14 protein-coding genes are annotated in these 15449 nt (G+C 74.3%); 9 read left to right on the top strand and 5 right to left on the bottom strand.

Annotated elements, in window-relative coordinates; all coding sequences use genetic code 11:
• The first annotated feature begins 18 nt into the window (after positions 1 to 18).
• The 3 genes from ACFY60_RS23335 to ACFY60_RS23325 are packed head-to-tail and all read left to right on the top strand — an operon-like array spanning position 19 to position 2659.
• Positions 19 to 273 (top strand): lasso peptide biosynthesis PqqD family chaperone, encoded by a 255-nt coding sequence (locus tag ACFY60_RS23335; RefSeq protein WP_388615169.1) that lies wholly within the window; start codon positions 19 to 21, stop codon positions 271 to 273.
• Complete coding sequence (locus ACFY60_RS23330; protein ID WP_388615171.1) at positions 270 to 704, top strand: lasso peptide biosynthesis B2 protein; 435 nt, start codon at positions 270 to 272, stop codon at positions 702 to 704. Before ACFY60_RS23335 ends, ACFY60_RS23330 begins: the two co-directional genes overlap by 4 nt.
• Entirely contained in the window at positions 701 to 2659 is a 1959-nt protein-coding gene (locus ACFY60_RS23325) for an ABC transporter ATP-binding protein (protein WP_388615174.1), read from the top strand. Before ACFY60_RS23330 ends, ACFY60_RS23325 begins: the two co-directional genes overlap by 4 nt.
• 33 nt (positions 2660 to 2692) lie before the next feature.
• On the opposite strand, the gene ACFY60_RS23320 is transcribed toward ACFY60_RS23325, so the two are convergent.
• Positions 2693 to 3631, bottom strand: a complete 939-nt coding sequence (locus tag ACFY60_RS23320; RefSeq protein ID WP_388615176.1) for an NAD(P)/FAD-dependent oxidoreductase — start codon at positions 3629 to 3631, stop codon at positions 2693 to 2695.
• A gap of 96 nt (positions 3632 to 3727) precedes the next feature.
• The gene (locus ACFY60_RS23315; RefSeq protein WP_388615179.1) at positions 3728 to 4342 is read right to left on the bottom strand and encodes a TOPRIM nucleotidyl transferase/hydrolase domain-containing protein; all 615 of its coding nucleotides are present in this window, start codon (positions 4340 to 4342) and stop codon (positions 3728 to 3730) included.
• Positions 4343 to 4640: 298 nt separating this feature from the next.
• Between ACFY60_RS23315 and ACFY60_RS23310 the strand changes: the two genes are divergently transcribed.
• The 3 genes from ACFY60_RS23310 (at position 4641) to ACFY60_RS23300 (ending at position 8091) form a co-directional block, all read left to right on the top strand.
• Entirely contained in the window at positions 4641 to 4874 is a 234-nt protein-coding gene (locus ACFY60_RS23310) for a hypothetical protein (RefSeq protein ID WP_309054386.1), read from the top strand.
• Positions 4875 to 5055: 181 nt separating this feature from the next.
• Positions 5056 to 7524 (top strand): phosphoketolase family protein, encoded by a 2469-nt coding sequence (locus ACFY60_RS23305; protein ID WP_388615183.1) that lies wholly within the window; start codon positions 5056 to 5058, stop codon positions 7522 to 7524.
• A 165-nt stretch (positions 7525 to 7689) separates the two neighbouring features.
• A complete protein-coding gene (locus ACFY60_RS23300) occupies positions 7690 to 8091 on the top strand; it encodes a ChaB family protein (RefSeq protein ID WP_388615186.1) in 402 nt (133 codons plus the stop codon).
• A 157-nt stretch (positions 8092 to 8248) separates the two neighbouring features.
• On the opposite strand, the gene ACFY60_RS23295 is transcribed toward ACFY60_RS23300, so the two are convergent.
• Positions 8249 to 9256 (bottom strand): glycosyltransferase family 2 protein, encoded by a 1008-nt coding sequence (locus ACFY60_RS23295; protein ID WP_388615238.1) that lies wholly within the window; start codon positions 9254 to 9256, stop codon positions 8249 to 8251.
• Between the two features lie 352 nt (positions 9257 to 9608).
• On the opposite strand from ACFY60_RS23295, the gene ACFY60_RS23290 reads away from it, so the two are divergent.
• Together ACFY60_RS23290 and corA are read left to right on the top strand one after the other, a co-directional pair.
• Positions 9609 to 11186 carry a carbohydrate-binding protein gene (locus ACFY60_RS23290; protein WP_388615189.1) on the top strand — a complete coding sequence of 526 codons (1578 nt, stop codon included), beginning with the start codon at positions 9609 to 9611 and terminating at the stop codon, positions 11184 to 11186.
• Positions 11187 to 11314: 128 nt separating this feature from the next.
• On the top strand, positions 11315 to 12397 hold the full coding sequence (gene corA, locus ACFY60_RS23285) for a magnesium/cobalt transporter CorA (RefSeq protein WP_388615240.1): 1083 nt from the start codon (positions 11315 to 11317) through the stop codon (positions 12395 to 12397).
• Between the two features lie 11 nt (positions 12398 to 12408).
• Here corA and ACFY60_RS23280 read toward each other — a convergent pair whose 3' ends face one another.
• Together ACFY60_RS23280 and ACFY60_RS23275 are read right to left on the bottom strand one after the other, a co-directional pair.
• Positions 12409 to 13374 carry an NAD-dependent epimerase/dehydratase family protein gene (locus ACFY60_RS23280; protein ID WP_388615192.1) on the bottom strand — a complete coding sequence of 322 codons (966 nt, stop codon included), beginning with the start codon at positions 13372 to 13374 and terminating at the stop codon, positions 12409 to 12411.
• Between the two features lie 17 nt (positions 13375 to 13391).
• A complete protein-coding gene (locus ACFY60_RS23275; protein WP_388615194.1) occupies positions 13392 to 14351 on the bottom strand; it encodes a ScbA/BarX family gamma-butyrolactone biosynthesis protein in 960 nt (319 codons plus the stop codon).
• Between the two features lie 95 nt (positions 14352 to 14446).
• Between ACFY60_RS23275 and ACFY60_RS23270 the strand changes: the two genes are divergently transcribed.
• A complete protein-coding gene (locus tag ACFY60_RS23270; RefSeq protein ID WP_389459257.1) occupies positions 14447 to 15160 on the top strand; it encodes a ScbR family autoregulator-binding transcription factor in 714 nt (237 codons plus the stop codon).
• The last annotated feature ends 289 nt before the right edge of the window (positions 15161 to 15449 follow it).

Here is a 15449-nt window from a genome sequence, read left to right as displayed (position 1 = left end):
CAGGAAGGTACGCACACCATGGCCTTGCGGTTCGGCGCCGGCGTCTCCGCGGCGGACACCGACTACGGCACGGTGCTCCTGGACGAACGCTCCGGGGAGTACTGGGAGTTGAACCCCACCGGCTCGCTGGTGGTGAGGACGCTCATGGCGGGCGGCGACGAGGCCGACGCGGTCGCCGCCCTCACCGGCGCCTTCGAGATCGAGCCCGATCAGGCGCGTCACGACGTCGAGGCGCTCGTACGGCAGCTGCGCACCTCCGGGCTGGCCGCGTGACGACCCCCAGCGCGCTGGAGCGCCCGACGGGGGTCCCGGTGGTGTGGCGCCTGGCCGCCCGGCTCGTCCTGCTGCCGGCGATCGGGCTCTCCTTCCTGCCGCCCCGCCGGATCCGTTCGGTGCTCGGCCTCGCGCGCCGCGGCGCCGCGCCCGCCACCCCGGCGCGGGCGGCGCGGGCCCGCAGCGCCATGTGCGCGGTGAGTCTGCGCTGCGCCGGCCCCAAGGGCTGCCTGCCGCGTTCGCTGGGAGCGGCGCTGCTGTGCCGGCTGACGGGGGCCTGGCCGACCTGGTGCACGGGAGTGCGGGTGGTGCCGCCGTTCACCGCGCACGCCTGGATCGAGGCGGACGGCCGGCCCGTCGACGAGGGCGTCCCCGACGACTACTTCACCCGGCTGATCACGGTCGCCCCCGTGAGCCGGCGGGCCCCATGACCCACACCGTCCCGCAGGGCCCGGGCGGGACCACGCCCACGGACGCCCCGGACCCGGACGGCACCGCTCCGGCGGACGGCCCGGCCCTGGCGGGGGGCGCGGCGAAGGGTGACCGGTCCACCCGGGCGGCGGTCGCGACCATGTACCGGCTGACCTCCGGCCACCGGGCGTCCGTCGTCGTCGCGACCGTCCTCACGCTGGTCGGCTCCGCCCTCGGCCTCGCCCAGCCGCTCGTCGCCAAGCACGCCGTCGACGCGAGCGGCCGGGGCCAGGTGATGTGGCCGCTTCTCCTGGGCCTCGCCGCCCTGTTCGTCACGGAGGCGGTGACGGGCGCGGCCGGGCGCTTCGTCCTGGAGCGCATGGGTGAGGGTGTCGTCCGGCAGTTGCGCCACGGCCTGGTGGGGCGGCTGCTCCGCCTGGAGATGCGGGAGTACGACCGGCAGCGCGGCGGCGATCTGATCTCCCGGGTCACCACCGACACCACCCTGCTGCGGGAAGTGGTGTCCCAGGCGCTGGTCGACCTCGTCACGGGTGCCCTGGTCTCGGCGGGGGCGATCGCGCTGATGCTGTGGATCGACCCGCTCCTGCTGCTTCTGGTCGCCCTGACCGTGGCCGTCGCCGCCGTGGTGGTCGCCTCCCTGCTCCAGGGCATCCGCGCCGCCTCCGAACGCATGCAGGAATCGGTCGGGGCGATCGCCGCGGACCTGGACCGCGCGCTCGGCGCCCTGCCGATGGTCCGCGTCCACCGTGCGGAGGACCGGGAGGCGGCGCGCGTGGGCGAGCGCGTCGAGGCGGCGTACGGGGCGGGCGTACGGACCGCGAAGCTCGCCTCCCTGATGAGCCCCGCCGTCGAACTCGCCGTCCAGGGCTCCTTCCTCATCGTCCTCGTCATCGGCGGCCTGCGGGTGGCCGGGCGGGACAACTCGCTGGGCGACCTGGTCGCCTTCCTGCTCTACGCCTCCTACCTGGTCCTCCCGCTCTCCTCGGTCTTCCGCGCGGTCGGGCTGATCCAGCGGGGCATGGGCGCCTACCAGCGCATCGACCGGGCCCTGCGCCTGCCGGTCGAACCGCCGGGACCGGACAGGGAGCCGGAGACGGCTACCGGGCCGCGTACCCGGGCGGCGATCACCGTCGTACGGGAGTGGGAACGGGAGCGCGTGAACGCGGAGGCGGCGCCGGCGCTCGCCCTGGACGACGTGCACTTCGGCTACACGGCCGGCCGCCCCGTGCTGCGGGGCGTCTCCTTCACCGTCCCGCGCCGCGGCCAGACGGCCCTCGTCGGCAGGTCGGGTGCCGGCAAGAGCACGGTCTTCGCGCTCGCCGCCCGCTTCTACGAACCGGACTCCGGACGCCTGCTGTTCGACGGGCGGCCCGCCTCGGAGCTGAGCCGCGCGGCCTGCCGGGAGCGGATCGCGGTCGTGGACCAGGGCCTCCACGTCGTCCACGGCACGCTGAGGGACAACCTCACCTACGGCTCCCCCGGCGCCACCGACGCCGAGGTGCGGCGCGTCGTGGAACTCGCCCGGCTGGAGAGGGTGGTCCGCAGGCTGCCCGGCGGTCTGGGCGGCGTGCTCGGGCCCCGTGGCGGCACCCTCTCGGCGGGTGAGCGCCAGCGGGTCGCCCTGGCCCGGGCCCTGCTCGTCCGCCCGGCGCTCCTCCTGCTCGACGAGCCCACCTCCCACCTCGACAGCGTCAACGAGACGGCGCTCACCACCGTCATGAGGGACGCCGCACGGGAGGCGGCCGTCCTGGTGATCGCCCACCGTCTCTCCACGGTCCAGCACGCCGACCGGATCATCGTCCTGGACGAGGGCCGTGCCGTCGCCGCCGGACGGCACGAGGAGCTGCTCGCCGGCAGCCCGGCCTATCGCGGGCTCGCGGCGGGGCAGATGCTCCGCCCGGCGGCGGCCGCCACGGGCGCGCGGAGCCCCGGGCCGCCGCCCGGCGGAGGGTGAAGCCCCCCCTCCTCCGGCCGGCCAGGTCACCCCTCAGGACATGGCGTAGTAGGCGTGCAGGGCGGCCTCTGCTCCGGAACCGAACGCGGTCATGATCCGCTGGTGGCGGGCGGACCGGAGGTCGCCGGCGACGAGGACGCGCGGGTGCTGCGCCGCCGGGGGGCAGTAGCCGTCGCCGTCGCGCACGAGATCACCGGGCGGGGCGACGGGGGCGCTGCCGAGGCTGAGGTACACGGCGTCGGCCGTGACCGTGTGCCGTGCACCGTCACGCCCCACGGCGTCGGCCGCCACGGCGGCGCCGGCTCCGCCGCTCAGTGTCAGGTGCTCGACGGGCAGCAGGGTGACGCGCGGGTCCTCGCGGATCTCCTCGGTCTTGTACGCGTCGGCCGCCGGGTACGCGACGACGAGCCGCGTACGGGCCGCCGGGTGGGCCCGCAGGAACGTGCCGATGGGGCGGTCCCCGCCGAGGACGAGGAGCGTACGGCCTTCGGCGTCGGCCGCGCCGGCCTCCCAGAGCGGTGGCGGTACGGGGCCGTCGGGGGCGGTGATCCAGGCGGTGTCGCGGGGGCGGCGGGGGCCGACGCCGGTGGCGACCACGGCGTACGGGGCGGAGAGCCGGGCACCGGTGCCGAGGGTCGCGGTGACGTGGTCGCCGGTGGCGTGGAGCGCGCTGACGCGGTGGCCGAGCAGCAGGTGGCAGAGGTCGGTGCCGGTCACCTCCTCGGTGACGGCCTCGGCGAGCCGGGGACCGCTGGTGTGGCCGCCGAGGACGTTGTCGAGTGCGGGAATGCGGTGCAGGGTGTGGCACAGGGTCCGCGGTTCGACCAGGACCGAGCGCATGCCGACGGACGCTGCCATGCGGACCGCCGCGCAGCCGGTCGGGCCTCCGCCGATGACGAGCAGGTCGGTGTCGGGGAGGCCGGCCGTCTCGGGGGGAGCGGGCGTGCCGGTGCGGGGCGGGCTGTCGGCCATGGGGACCATTCCAGCACCGCCGGCGCCTCACCCGCGCCGGGTGCCCCCGGCCGGGCGGCACGGGGCGAGCCGGCGCGGGGTCGGGCCCGGAGGCTGTCAGAGGGCGGCGAGGAGGTCTTCGAGCGGGGCGGGTACGGCGCCGGGGTCGAGGGCCTCGACGAGGACCCGGCCGTAATGGATCTTGCGGCCCTTCTTGGTGCCGAGGAAGCGGCGCAGCTGCTGTTCGGCGGTACGGCCCCGCTGGGCGGGCTGGCTCAGGAAGGTGCGCAGGGGACGGAGGTCGCCCTCCGCCTCGACGAGTTCGCGCACCCGGGGGGCGCCGAGCGCGCGGATCAGCTCCTCCTCCAGGTCGGCGGCGCAGACGAAGAAGTCGTGGCGCGCACCGGCCGCGTCGAAGCCGCGGGCGTAGTAGCCGCGCTCGCGTGCGTCGCACAGGCCCGTGAGGCGCAGGCCCAGGCCCGCCGGGCCGAGGAGGCGCGCGAAGCGGCCGGCGTTCATGGCCCCGCCCATCGACAGGACGCACACGCCTTCGGCGGCCGGGTCCCGGCCCTGGCGTGCGGTCAGTGCCTCGACCGCCGCGACGTCGCTCGGGCCTTCGAGCAGGACGACCGTGCGGACGGACAGCAGCGCGGCCCTCTCGGTCACGGCGTCGCCGGGCCCCCCGGCCGCCCACGCCGTGACCGCTTCCCGGAACGCCCCCATGTCAGCCATGGGAGGAGTCTCGCCCCTCGCCCGGGGCGGCGCGACGGAATTTCGACGCCGTCGGCCGTACGTCGCCCGCCTCGCGCCACCCGCCGCCCGTTGGCGGAGAGGAGGCCGCATACCGCAGGGGGCAGCGGGTACGGGCGGAAAGGGCGAGAAGCGACAAGAGCCGCACATCGGAAATCCGGAACCCTCGGGACGAACGGGCCGGGTCCCGTCCGTTCCGCCGGCCCTTCCGGAGAACGGCGCGCCGGCGTCCGCCCCGCCCGGCCCCCGAACGCTCCACCGAGGAAGGAAGGGAAACGCCATGACGCACGACACCGAGACCGGCGGCATCACCGGCACCAAGGACAAGGACTACAACCTCGTCTGGTACGTCGAGAGCTGCCTCGACAACGCGCTGCGTCTGGAGACGTACATCCAGGACGCCGAGCGGGAGAACGACAGCGAGGTCGCGGAACTCTTCCGCAAGGCGCAGTCCGACAGCCGCAAGGGCGCCGAACTCGGCAAGCAGCTCCTCCGCGCCCGCCTCGGCGGCTGACCGCCGGACCGTCCGGCGACCGGGCACGGAGCCGGCCCGCACCCGGCGACCGTCCGGCGGCCCGTCCGGCGACCGGGCGCTCCCCGGCGGCCGGGCGGGCCACGGCGGCCGGGCGGGCCACGGCGGCCGGGCGGGCCACGGCGCCCGGAGCATCGACCCACGAGCGGCGAGGAAACGATTCATGGTGCGCGACGGAACGGCGCGGGACGGAACGCCCCAGGCCGGCGCGGCGAGAGACGGCACGGCTTGGGACCGGCCGGTGCCGGAGCGGGCGGGGACCGGCACGGTGGCCTACCGCCGTGCGGCCGACTACGTGGCCGCCGTCATGATCCACCTCAGGGACAACGTGCTGCTCCGCGAGCCCCTGCGCCGGGAGCACCTCAAGCCGAGGCTCCTGGGCCACTGGGGCTCCTGTCCGGGCATCACCCTCACCTACGCGGCGCTGAACGCGCTCGTGAAGGAGCGGGGCACCGATGTCCTGCTCGTCACCGGGCCCGGCCACGGCGCCCCCGCCAACCACGCCCATCTGTGGCTGGAGGGCACGCACGCGGAGTACGACCCGGCGCTCGCGCGCACGGCGGACGGCCTGACGGAACTGGCCCGCCGCTACTGCGCGCCCGACGGCTTCCCCAGCCACCTCTCCCCTGCCGTGCCCGGCACGATCCACGAGGGCGGCGAACTCGGTTACGCCCTGTCGACGGCGTTCGGGGCCGCGCTCGACGCCCCGGACCGGCTCGTCGCCTGCATCGTCGGGGACGGCGAGGCCGAGACGGGACCGACGGCCGCGGCCTGGCACGCGACCAAGTTCCTGGACCCCGTGACGAGCGGCGCGGTCCTCCCCGTGCTGCACCTCAACGGGTACAAGATCTCCTCGCCGACGGTCTTCGGCACCATGTCCGCCGACGAACTCACCTCTCTGTTCCGGGGGTACGGCTGGGCCCCGCGCATCGTGGACATGACCGAGGACCCCCTGAGCGAGCGGATGACCCATGCCGTACGGGACGCCCACGCCGCCATCGCCGACATCCAGCGCCGGGCCCGTGGCGGCGAGGTGCCCGAGCGGCCGGCCTGGCCGATGATCGTGCTGCGCAGCCCGAAGGGCCTCGGCGCGCCCGCCGAGGTCGGGGGGAAGCGCATCGAGGGCACGTTCCGCGCGCACCAGATCCCGCTGCCCGCCGTCCACGAGGACGACGAGCAGTTCGCGGCGCTGGAGGCGTGGCTGCGCTCGTACCGGCCGGAGGAACTGTTCGACGCGGACGGCCGTCCCCTGCCCCACGTGCTGGCGGCCTGCCCCGAGGGCGGGCGGCGCATCGGCATGAACCCGGCCGGCAACGGCGGCCGCCTGCGCCGCCCCCTGGATCTGCCGCCCCTGGAGCCGTACGCCGTCGACGTCACGGAGGGCCCCGGGACCGCCTCCGCGAGCCCGACCCGCGTGCTGGCCGAGTGGCTGACCGAGACGGTACGGAGGACCGGGGCGCGCCGTGACTTCCGGATCGTGTCGCCGGACGAACTGGCCTCCAACAAGCTCGACGGGGTGCTGGCGGCGACGGGACGCGCGTACACCTGGCCGGTCGACCTGTACGCGGAGGGTCTGGCCCCGGACGGGCGGGTGATGGAGGTGCTGTCGGAGCACACCTGTCAGGGCTGGCTCCAGGGGTACCTGCAGACGGGCCGGCACGGCCTCTTCCCGACGTACGAGGCCTTCGCCTCCGTCGTGGACAGCATGGTCAACCAGTACGCCAAGTGGCTGAAGACGTCCGGCGAGGTGCCGTGGCGCACACCCGTCAGCAGTCTGACGTACCTCCTGACCAGTGAGGGGTGGCGCCAGGAGCACAACGGCTACAGCCACCAGGGGCCCGGCTTCATCGACAACCTCCTGACGAAGCGGCGCACCGTGACCGGGGTGTATCTGCCGCCGGACGCCAACACCCTCCTCGTCACCATGGAGCGGGTCCTCGCCGACACCGGCAGGATCAACCTGGTCGTGGCGGGGAAGCACCCGGCCGCCCAGTGGCTCGGCCTGGAGGAGGCCCGCCGGCACTGCGCGGCCGGCGCGTCCGTCTGGCGGTGGGCCTCCACCGGCCTGCGCGGGAGCGGTGAGGAGGGGAACGGGGGCGACCCGGAGCCGGACGACGGCGCCGAGGTCGTCCTGGCCTGCGCGGGCGGCATCCCGACCGTCGAGACGCTCGCCGCCGCACGGATGCTCCGCCGCGACCTGCCCGGCGTACGCCTCCGGGTGGTCAATGTGGTCGACCTCTGCTCGCTCGCGCCTCCCGGCCGGCATCCGCACGGCATGACGGACGCCGACTTCGAGGAGCTGTTCGGCCGGGACACCCCCGTGGTCCTCGACTTCCACGGCTACCCCTCCGCCGTCCACCAGCTCCTGCACGGGCGGCCGAACCCGGACCGGTTCCACGTCCGGGGTTACGTCGAGGAGGGCACGACGACCACCCCGTACGACCTCCTCGCCGCCAACGGCGTCTCCCGGCACGATCTCGCGGTCACCGCCCTCGCCCACGTCCGCCACCGGGCCTCGGTGACGGGTGACCTGGCCGCCTCGTACGCCCGCGAGCGTGACCGGCTGCGCCGGGAGATCCGGCGTACGGGGGTGGACCCGGAGGAGGTCACGGGGTGGCGCCCACGGGGTTGAGCACCCCGCGCACCGAACCCGCCACGGGAGGGCGCGGGGCCGCGACCGGAGGGCGTTTCGTCCGGATCCGCCGGGGAACGCGCCCTGCGTCGCAGGGCCGTCGCCCCGCCGGGTGTGGGGCGCCCGGCGACGGGCCCCGGCCACGGACCGCAGCGGAGGTGAACCATGCCGGGACGAGACGAGCTCCCGTCGACCCTCGAACGTTCCCCGGAGGAGGCGCAGCACACCTGGATCAAGGCGCACGACGCGGCCGTGGACCAGTACGGGGAGGGCGAGCGGGCGCACCGGGTGGCGTTCAGCGCCCTCAAGCACATGTACGAGAAGGTCGGGGACCACTGGGAGCGCAAGGAACACGGCCGCAAGGGGCCGTCGGACGCCCGGGCGGCGACACCGCGCGAGCGGCCGGCACCCAGCGGTGAGGGCGTGGACGAGCAGGCCAGCAAGCACCACCTCTACGAGCTGGCCCAGCGCCTGGAGATCAGCGGCCGGTCCCGCATGAGCCGTGACGAACTGCTGGAGGCGATCCGCAAGGAGAACCGCTCGCGGACGCGCAAGGCCCGCTCCTGACGGCAGGACCACCGCGGGGCCCGAGCCAGCCCGGGGCGGTGAGTGCCGGCAGGCACCCCTGCCGGCGGGCCGCCGAGCCCCGGGACCGTCCTACCGTCCCGAGGGGCGGGCCCCCGTGGCCGACGGCCGGGCCCCACGCCCGCTCACACCGCGCCGTTCAGCCGTGGTCGGCCGAGCTCCCCGCGCGCGGGGAGGTGCGACGGGACGCCCCGCCCCGGGCCCGGCGTCCGGGACGCGCTTTCCCCGCCGCCGTTCCCTGGAGGTCGACGCGGCGCGCCGCCGCCTCCACGGCCGGCGGCAGGGTCCTCCGCTCGCGCAGGGTCGCCGGGAGCCTGGCCAGCACGCCGCGCAGTGCGTCCCTGGCGTCCGGGTCCCGGCGGGCGTCGAGGGCCAGGGCCCTCGCCTGGCGCAGGGCCACCGGGAGCGGCCGGCGCAGCAGGGCGGTGACGACGGCGTTGCGGCGCTGCACGGCGGGCCGGCCGGGGCGGACGCCGCCGACGGGGCTGTGGAGGGCCACCACCTCGGGGCAGAAGCGGACGTCCCAGCCGCGGGCCAGGAGGTCGTAGGCGAAGAGGGTCTCCTCTCCGCCGAGGAAGAGGAGCGGGTGGTAGCCGCCCGCCTCCAGGTAGGCGGCGCGACGGGCGACGGCGGCGCAGGCGAGGAAGCCGAGCACGCGCGGTCCGGGCGGACCGCCGGGCGAACCGAGGGGTGAAGCGGCGAGCACCTCGTTGAGCGGGTCGTCCTCACCGCCGTCCCCGACGCGTACCCGGGCGGCGACGAGACCCAGGCGGCCGTGCCGGTCGAAGAGGTCGGCGGCGCGGGCCAGGGAGCCCGGTTCCCAGCCGGAGTCGTCGTCGCAGAACGCCACGTAGGGGGTCCGGGCGTACCGCACGCCGAGGGTGCGGCCGGGTGCGCCGAGATTGCGGCCGGGCGTCAGAACGGCCACGCCGGGGTGGCGGCCGGCGACGGCGGCGGGCGTGCCGTCGGTCGAGGCGTTGTCGACGACGACCACCTCCGGCCGCTCCGGAAGGGCCACGAGGCGGTCCAGGGTGCGGAGCAGCTGGTCCCGGCGGTTGTGGGTGATCACGACGACGGTGACGCGGCGGTCGGGAGCCGCCTGCGCGGGGTCCCGGACGGGACCGGAACCGGGAGCGGGCTCGGGCATCGGCACGGGCATGACCCCTTCGCGCGTCGTCGCCGGTCGCTCGGCCGCCGGGTCCTCGCCCGCGGGCCGGCCCGGCCGCCTCGGCCGCCTCCGGCCGGGGGCAGCACCGGCCGCTTCCGTTCGTCACGGTAGGCGGCCGAGCGGTGCGCCGCACCCGGGCGGGAGCCCACCCCACCCGGTCGCACCCCGCCCTTGTGTTCACATCACTGAATGTCCCTCACGTTCCTACGTATTGACGTGTTCACGATGCTCGCCCTAGCGTCGAAGAAAGCGCTTTCTAGCCCCCTTTTCGGCATCTCGCGTTCACTCAGCTGAATTCTGGCCGACACTCCCCCACATCAGGAGCCCATCGATGCGCACCCGATCCGTCACCGCGAGCGTGAGCCTGCTGGCCGGCACGCTCGTGGCGCTGTCCGGCATCACGGCGCAGGCCGCGACCACCCGCCACGAGGCGGAGACCGCCCCCGCGGTCTGCACCGGCACCGTCGAGTCCGACTGGGCCGGCTACACCGGCAGCGGTTTCTGCAACGGCACCAACGCGGTCGGCGCCGCCGTCCAGTTCACCGTGGCCGCGCCCACCGCCGGCACGGCGACCCTCCACGTCCGCTTCGCCAACGGCACCACCGCGGCGCGCCCCGCGAACGTCCTCGTCAACGGGACGACGGCCGCGTCCGTCACCTTCGAGAGCACCGGCGCCTGGGACGCCTGGACGACCAAGACCCTGACCGTTCCGGTCGCCGCGGGCTCCCACGCCGTGCGCCTGAGCCCCACCACCGCGGCCGGCCTGCCCAACGTGGACCACCTGGACGCCGAGGTGTCCGGCACCACCACCCCGCCGCCCTCCGCCTCGGCGCTGTACGTCGCCCCGAACGGCACCGCCGGCGCGGCCGGGACCCTCGCGGACCCGACGACGCTGCCCTCCGCGATCTCCCGGGTCACCCCCGGCGGCACGATCCACCTGCGCGGCGGCACGTACCGCCACGCGCAGACGATCACCATCCCGCCGGGCAACAACGGCACCGCCGCGGCCCGGACGAAGCTCGCCGCCTACCCGGGCGAGACGCCCGTGCTGAACTTCTCGGCGATGAGCGAGGGTTCCGCGAACCGGGGCCTCGCCGTCAACGGCTCCTACTGGCACATCCACGGCATCGTCGTCGAACGGGCCGGGGACAACGGCATCTTCGTCGGGGGCAGCAACAACGTCATCGAGCGCACGGTCACCCGCTTCAACCGCGATTCCGGACTCCAGCTCTCCCGGATCGCCTCCACCACCCCCCGCGACCAGTGGCCGTCGAACAACCTGATCCTGAGCGCCGAGTCCCACGACAACGCCGACGCCGCGGGCGAGAACGCGGACGGGTTCGCCGCCAAGCTCACCGTCGGCCCCGGCAACGTCTTCCGCCACACCGTGGCCCACCACAACATCGACGACGGCTGGGACCTCTACACCAAGACCGACACCGGCCCCATCGGCACCGTGACGATCGAGGACTCCCTCGCCCACGACAACGGCACGCTCTCCGACGGCACCCAGAACGCCAACGGCGACCGCAACGGCTACAAGCTCGGCGGCGAGGGCATCGCGGTGGACCACGTCGTACGCCGCAGCATCGCCTTCCGCAACGGCAAGCACGGCTTCACCTACAACAGCAACCCGGGGTCGATGTCCGTCTCCCGGAACCTCGCCGTGGACAACGCCCAGCGCAACTTCCAGTTCGACGCCGGCACGTCCGTCTTCCGCGGCAACACCTCCTGCCGGAGCGGCAGCGGCACCAACGACCGGACCGTCGGGGACGCCGACGCCTCGAACCAGTTCTGGAACGGTACGAACGGGTCCCGCTGCTCCTCCTTCACCGGGGCCCTGGCCTGGTCCTACGCGTCCGACGGCCGGCTGGCGGTGACGCTGGGCGGCAAGCCGGTCGTCCTGTGACCTGAAGGCCCGGCGGGATCCCCGCTCCTTCGCTCCGCGCCCCCGGTGCACGGCTCCCGCCCCGTACACCGGGGGCGCGGACGGTGGCAGACTGACCGTCGTTCTGCCGAAGGAGTGTCCCCGTGTCGATGATCCAGCGTCTGCGCAGCGCCGTCCGCCGGTCCTACCGGCGGACGGTCGACCTCAGCCACCCCGCGCGCTCCCCGCTCGGCAGCTCGGTCGTCAACTGCGTGGTCTACCTGGACGGTGTACGACGCTCCGGCCGCGGCTCGGTCGAGGAGGCCCTGCGGCAGGTCCGCAGGACGGGCGAGGGCTTCGTGTGGATCGGCCTGCACGAGCCGGAGGAGAAGGAGCTGACCGGCCTGGCCGAGCTGTTCGGCCTGCACCCGCTGGCGGTGGAGGACGCCGTCCACGCCCATCAGCGGCCCAAGGTGGAGGAGTACGACGGCGTCCTGTTCGCCGTCTTCAAGACGGTCCGGTACGTCGACCACGAGGAGCTGACCGCCACCAGCGAGGTGGTCGACACCGGCGAGCTGATGGCCTTCGTCGGCCCCGATTTCGTGATCACCATCCGGCACGGCGGGCACGGCTCGCTCGGGCCGCTGCGGGAGGCCCTGGAGGCTCTGCCCGCGCAGCTGGCCAAGGGGCCGTCCGCCGTCCTGCACGCGGTGGCGGACCATGTGGTGGACGACTACCTCGCCGTGGCAGACGCCGTGCAGGACGACCTCGACGCCATCGAGAACGCGGTCTTCGGTGAACCGGCGGACCGGCGGGAGGCCGGGCGCATCTACCAGCTCAAGCGCGAACTGCTCGAACTGCGGCGGGCGGTGGCGCCGCTGGGCCGGCCGCTCCAGCAGCTGGCGACGCGGCCGATACCGCTGGTGGACCCGGACATCCGCGCGTACTTCCGGGACGTGGCCGACCACCTCTCCCGGGTCACCGAGCAGATCGCCTCCTACGACGCCCTGCTCGACTCGATACTCCAGGCCCACCTGGCGCAGGTGACCGTCGCGCAGAACGAGGACATGCGCAAGATCACCGCGTGGGCGGCGATCGTCGCCGTCCCCACCATGGTCTGCGGCGTGTACGGCATGAACTTCGACCACATGCCCGAACTGCGCTGGACCTACGGCTACCCGCTGGTCCTGGCCGTCATCGCCGTCGGCTGTTTCCTGATCCACCGGGGCTTCCGCCGCAACGGCTGGCTCTGACCGCCCGTCCCTCAGACGCCGCCGAGGGATCGGCGGTACCAGGCCTCGTGCCGTGCGAACCCGGCGGTGAAGCCGGGGCCGGGGTCGCAGCCGAGCTCCGTCCAGGGACGGTCGTCGGCGAACCAGTGGTCGGTCGCGAGCATGGCGAGGTGGTGCGCGGCGAAGGGGACGTCCGCGAGCAGCGCGCGGGCCGTGGTGAGGTCCACGGCGGCGCCCCGGGGCGGGCCCCCACGGTGGGCGAGGAGCCTCTCGGCCGCGGCGAGCAGCTCGGTCACCGGCACGGGCCGGGGATGGTCGACGTGGTAGGGGCCGGGTCCGGTGCCGGGCGCGAGCGCCGCGCCGAGCAGGACGCGCCCCAGCGTGTCCGCGTCGATCATGGAATGCAGGGTGTCGCCGGCCGCGAGGGGTCCGGGCAGCACGTCCAGGAGCCGCACGAGGCCCGGCATCACCTGGCGGTCGCCCGTGCCGTACACGAGATGGGGCCGCAGGACGGTGCCCCCGGCGTCGAGCACGTGCCCTTCCGCGGCCGCGCGGGTGCGGCTGGTCGCGGAGCCCGGCGCGAGCGGCAGGGTGCCGGGGGCGGCGGCGCGGAAGGGGCCCCGGCCGTGGACGGAGGCGGTGCTCAGGGCGACGATCCGGGTGACCCCGGCCCGTACGGCCGCCCGGACCAGGGCGCGGGTCCCCTCGTCGTTGACGGTACGGAGCAGCTCCTCGTCGCCGCCGATGGCCGCGGCGCAGTGGACGAGGACGTCGACGCCCTCGCAGGCCCGGCGCAGGGAGTCGGGGTCGGCCAGGTCGCCGGGGACGGTCTCGTACGCGGGCGCGGTGCCGGCTCCGTCCACCGTGCGGGCCGGCGGGGCGACGGGGCGGCGGGTGAGCAGGCGTACGTGCGCGAGGTCGTCGCGTCCGGCGGTGGCGGCGAGGACCCGGCTGCCGATGAAGCCGGTCGCGCCGGTGAGGAGGAGGCGGGGTGCCACGGTCGCGTCCGTCCCGTTCAGCCGGCCAGCCGGCGGTCGAGTCCCAGGCCGAGGCCGGCGAAGGCCAGGCCGCGCGAGGGGGAGGTGAGCTCGCAGTGGAAGACGGGCCGGCCGTCCTGGTGGCCGGTGACCTTGACGGTGGTCACCGAGTCGTCCCGGGTGGGGACGGTCTCGGCCTCGATCCAGCAGGGGCTGTCGAGTTCGGCGTAGCGGGCGAAGGAGACGTTCATGACGGTGGGCAGGTAGGCGCTGCCGCCGCCGACGGTGAGGGCGGCCGCCTGGCGTGCGGCTTCGAGGAGCACCATGCCCGGCACGTGGTCGTTGGGCCGCCGGAAGAGGGTGGTGTGGGCGGTGTTGACGCGCAGCTGCCACTGGTGGGGGGCGGGACCGGGGGCGAGGGTCACGTCCCGGGAGTGCGCGCGGCCGACCAGGTGCGGTTCGACGCCGGGGATGAGCGGGACGGGACGGCCGAGCGCGGCCATGCGCTGTCCGCGGATCCTGCGGTAGGCGAGGGCGGAGGTGCAGCGGGCGAGCGCACTGCCGGTGGCGAGCAGCCGGCCGTCACGGGTGAGGACCAGGGTGCTGCGCAGGTTGCGCAGGCTGTTGCCGCGGCTGGTGAGGTCGGAGCAGACGAGGTCGACGGTGATCTCGGAGGAGAGCCCGTCGACCGCGAGGACCTCGGGATCGGCGGAGTAGGAGAGGCCCCACATGACGAACTGATCGTCCACGGGTACCCCGAGTTCGGCGTGAGCCACGAGCATGGTGGCCTGTCGTATCGTCTCGGCCACCAGAACGGGGTCGTGCCGGTCTCCCGCGACCGGAGAGAAGAAAGGATGGGACGCGGGCCAGTGCGCGGTCACGGTGAAACGGTTCTCCCTGAGCTGGGTCCAGCTCGTCGGGAGGATGTCCTCGGGATCCGTTCGGTGGACGAACTCCCCGGGGACGGTCGATGTCGTTCCTCGGTGGTTCTGATCCATGGAATCCCCTCGCGTCCCCGCGCCCCCGGGCGGTGACACCGCCCGACGTAGATTACGTAGAGCACGGTTTTCTTTTCAATGCTTCACGTCACACGTTGAGCACAGACAGCGAGACAGCAGGAGGCGCCTTGGCGCAGCAAGCGCGTGCAATCCGAACGCGGCGGTTGCTCCTCGAGTCGGCCGCGTCCGTCTTCGCCGAGCGCGGGTACGAGCGGACGACCATCGGGGAGATCCTGACCCGTGCCGGGGTGACCAAGGGCGCCCTGTACTTCCACTTCGCCTCCAAGGAGGAGCTGGCCCTCGGCGTGCTGGAGGCCCAGATGCTCGACGTGCCGCTCACCCCGCAGGACGTCAAGATCCAGGAGCTGGTCGACCAGGCGTATCTGCTGACCCACCGGTTGCAGCGGGACGCGCTGGTGCGGGCGAGTGTCGCCCTGGCCCTGGACAGCGGTGCGTCCGAGGTCAACAGGGCCGCGCCGTTCCGTGCCTGGATCGACCAGGTGTCGGAGATCCTGACGGTCGCGAAGGCGCGCGGGGAGCTGCTGCTGCACGTGGACGTGACGGACACGGCCGAGTTCTTCTCGGGGGCCTTCTCCGGGATCCAGGCGATGTCGCAGATCCTCTGCGATCGCGACGACCTCGCGCACCGGGTGGCGGTGCTGCTCCAGTACGTCCTGCCGAGCATCTGCACCCCGGTCCTGCTGAACCGCGTGGACATGAGTGAGGACCGGGCCCGCCGGCTGGGCCGGGAGTACGACGCCAACCGGCTGCGCCGGGAGAGCGGCGGCCTCGCCGAGGTGTACTCCTGAACGGAACCCGAACCCAACCGACCGTGCGGTCCCGGACCCCGCCGAGAGCGCCCCGACGTGAATCACCGTCGGGGCGCTCTGGCGTGATGGCACTGAGTGTGTTTTGCTGAGGGTACTCAGTGCCATCAGCGGCGCCACAAGCGAATCTGCGGTGCCACGCGTCTTTAGGGGAGCTCCAGACCATGGGCAAGGACTTCGACCTGTATCGGCCTTCGGAGGAGCACGACATGCTCCGGGAGTCGGTGCGTGCGCTGGCGGAGGCGAAGATCGCGCCGTTCGCCGCTGCGGT

The organism is Streptomyces sp. NPDC012827, from assembly GCF_042900905.1.
Classification (GTDB): Bacteria; Actinomycetota; Actinomycetes; order Streptomycetales; family Streptomycetaceae; genus Streptomyces; species Streptomyces gulbargensis.
This window is presented reverse-complemented; position numbering and strand designations above follow the sequence as displayed.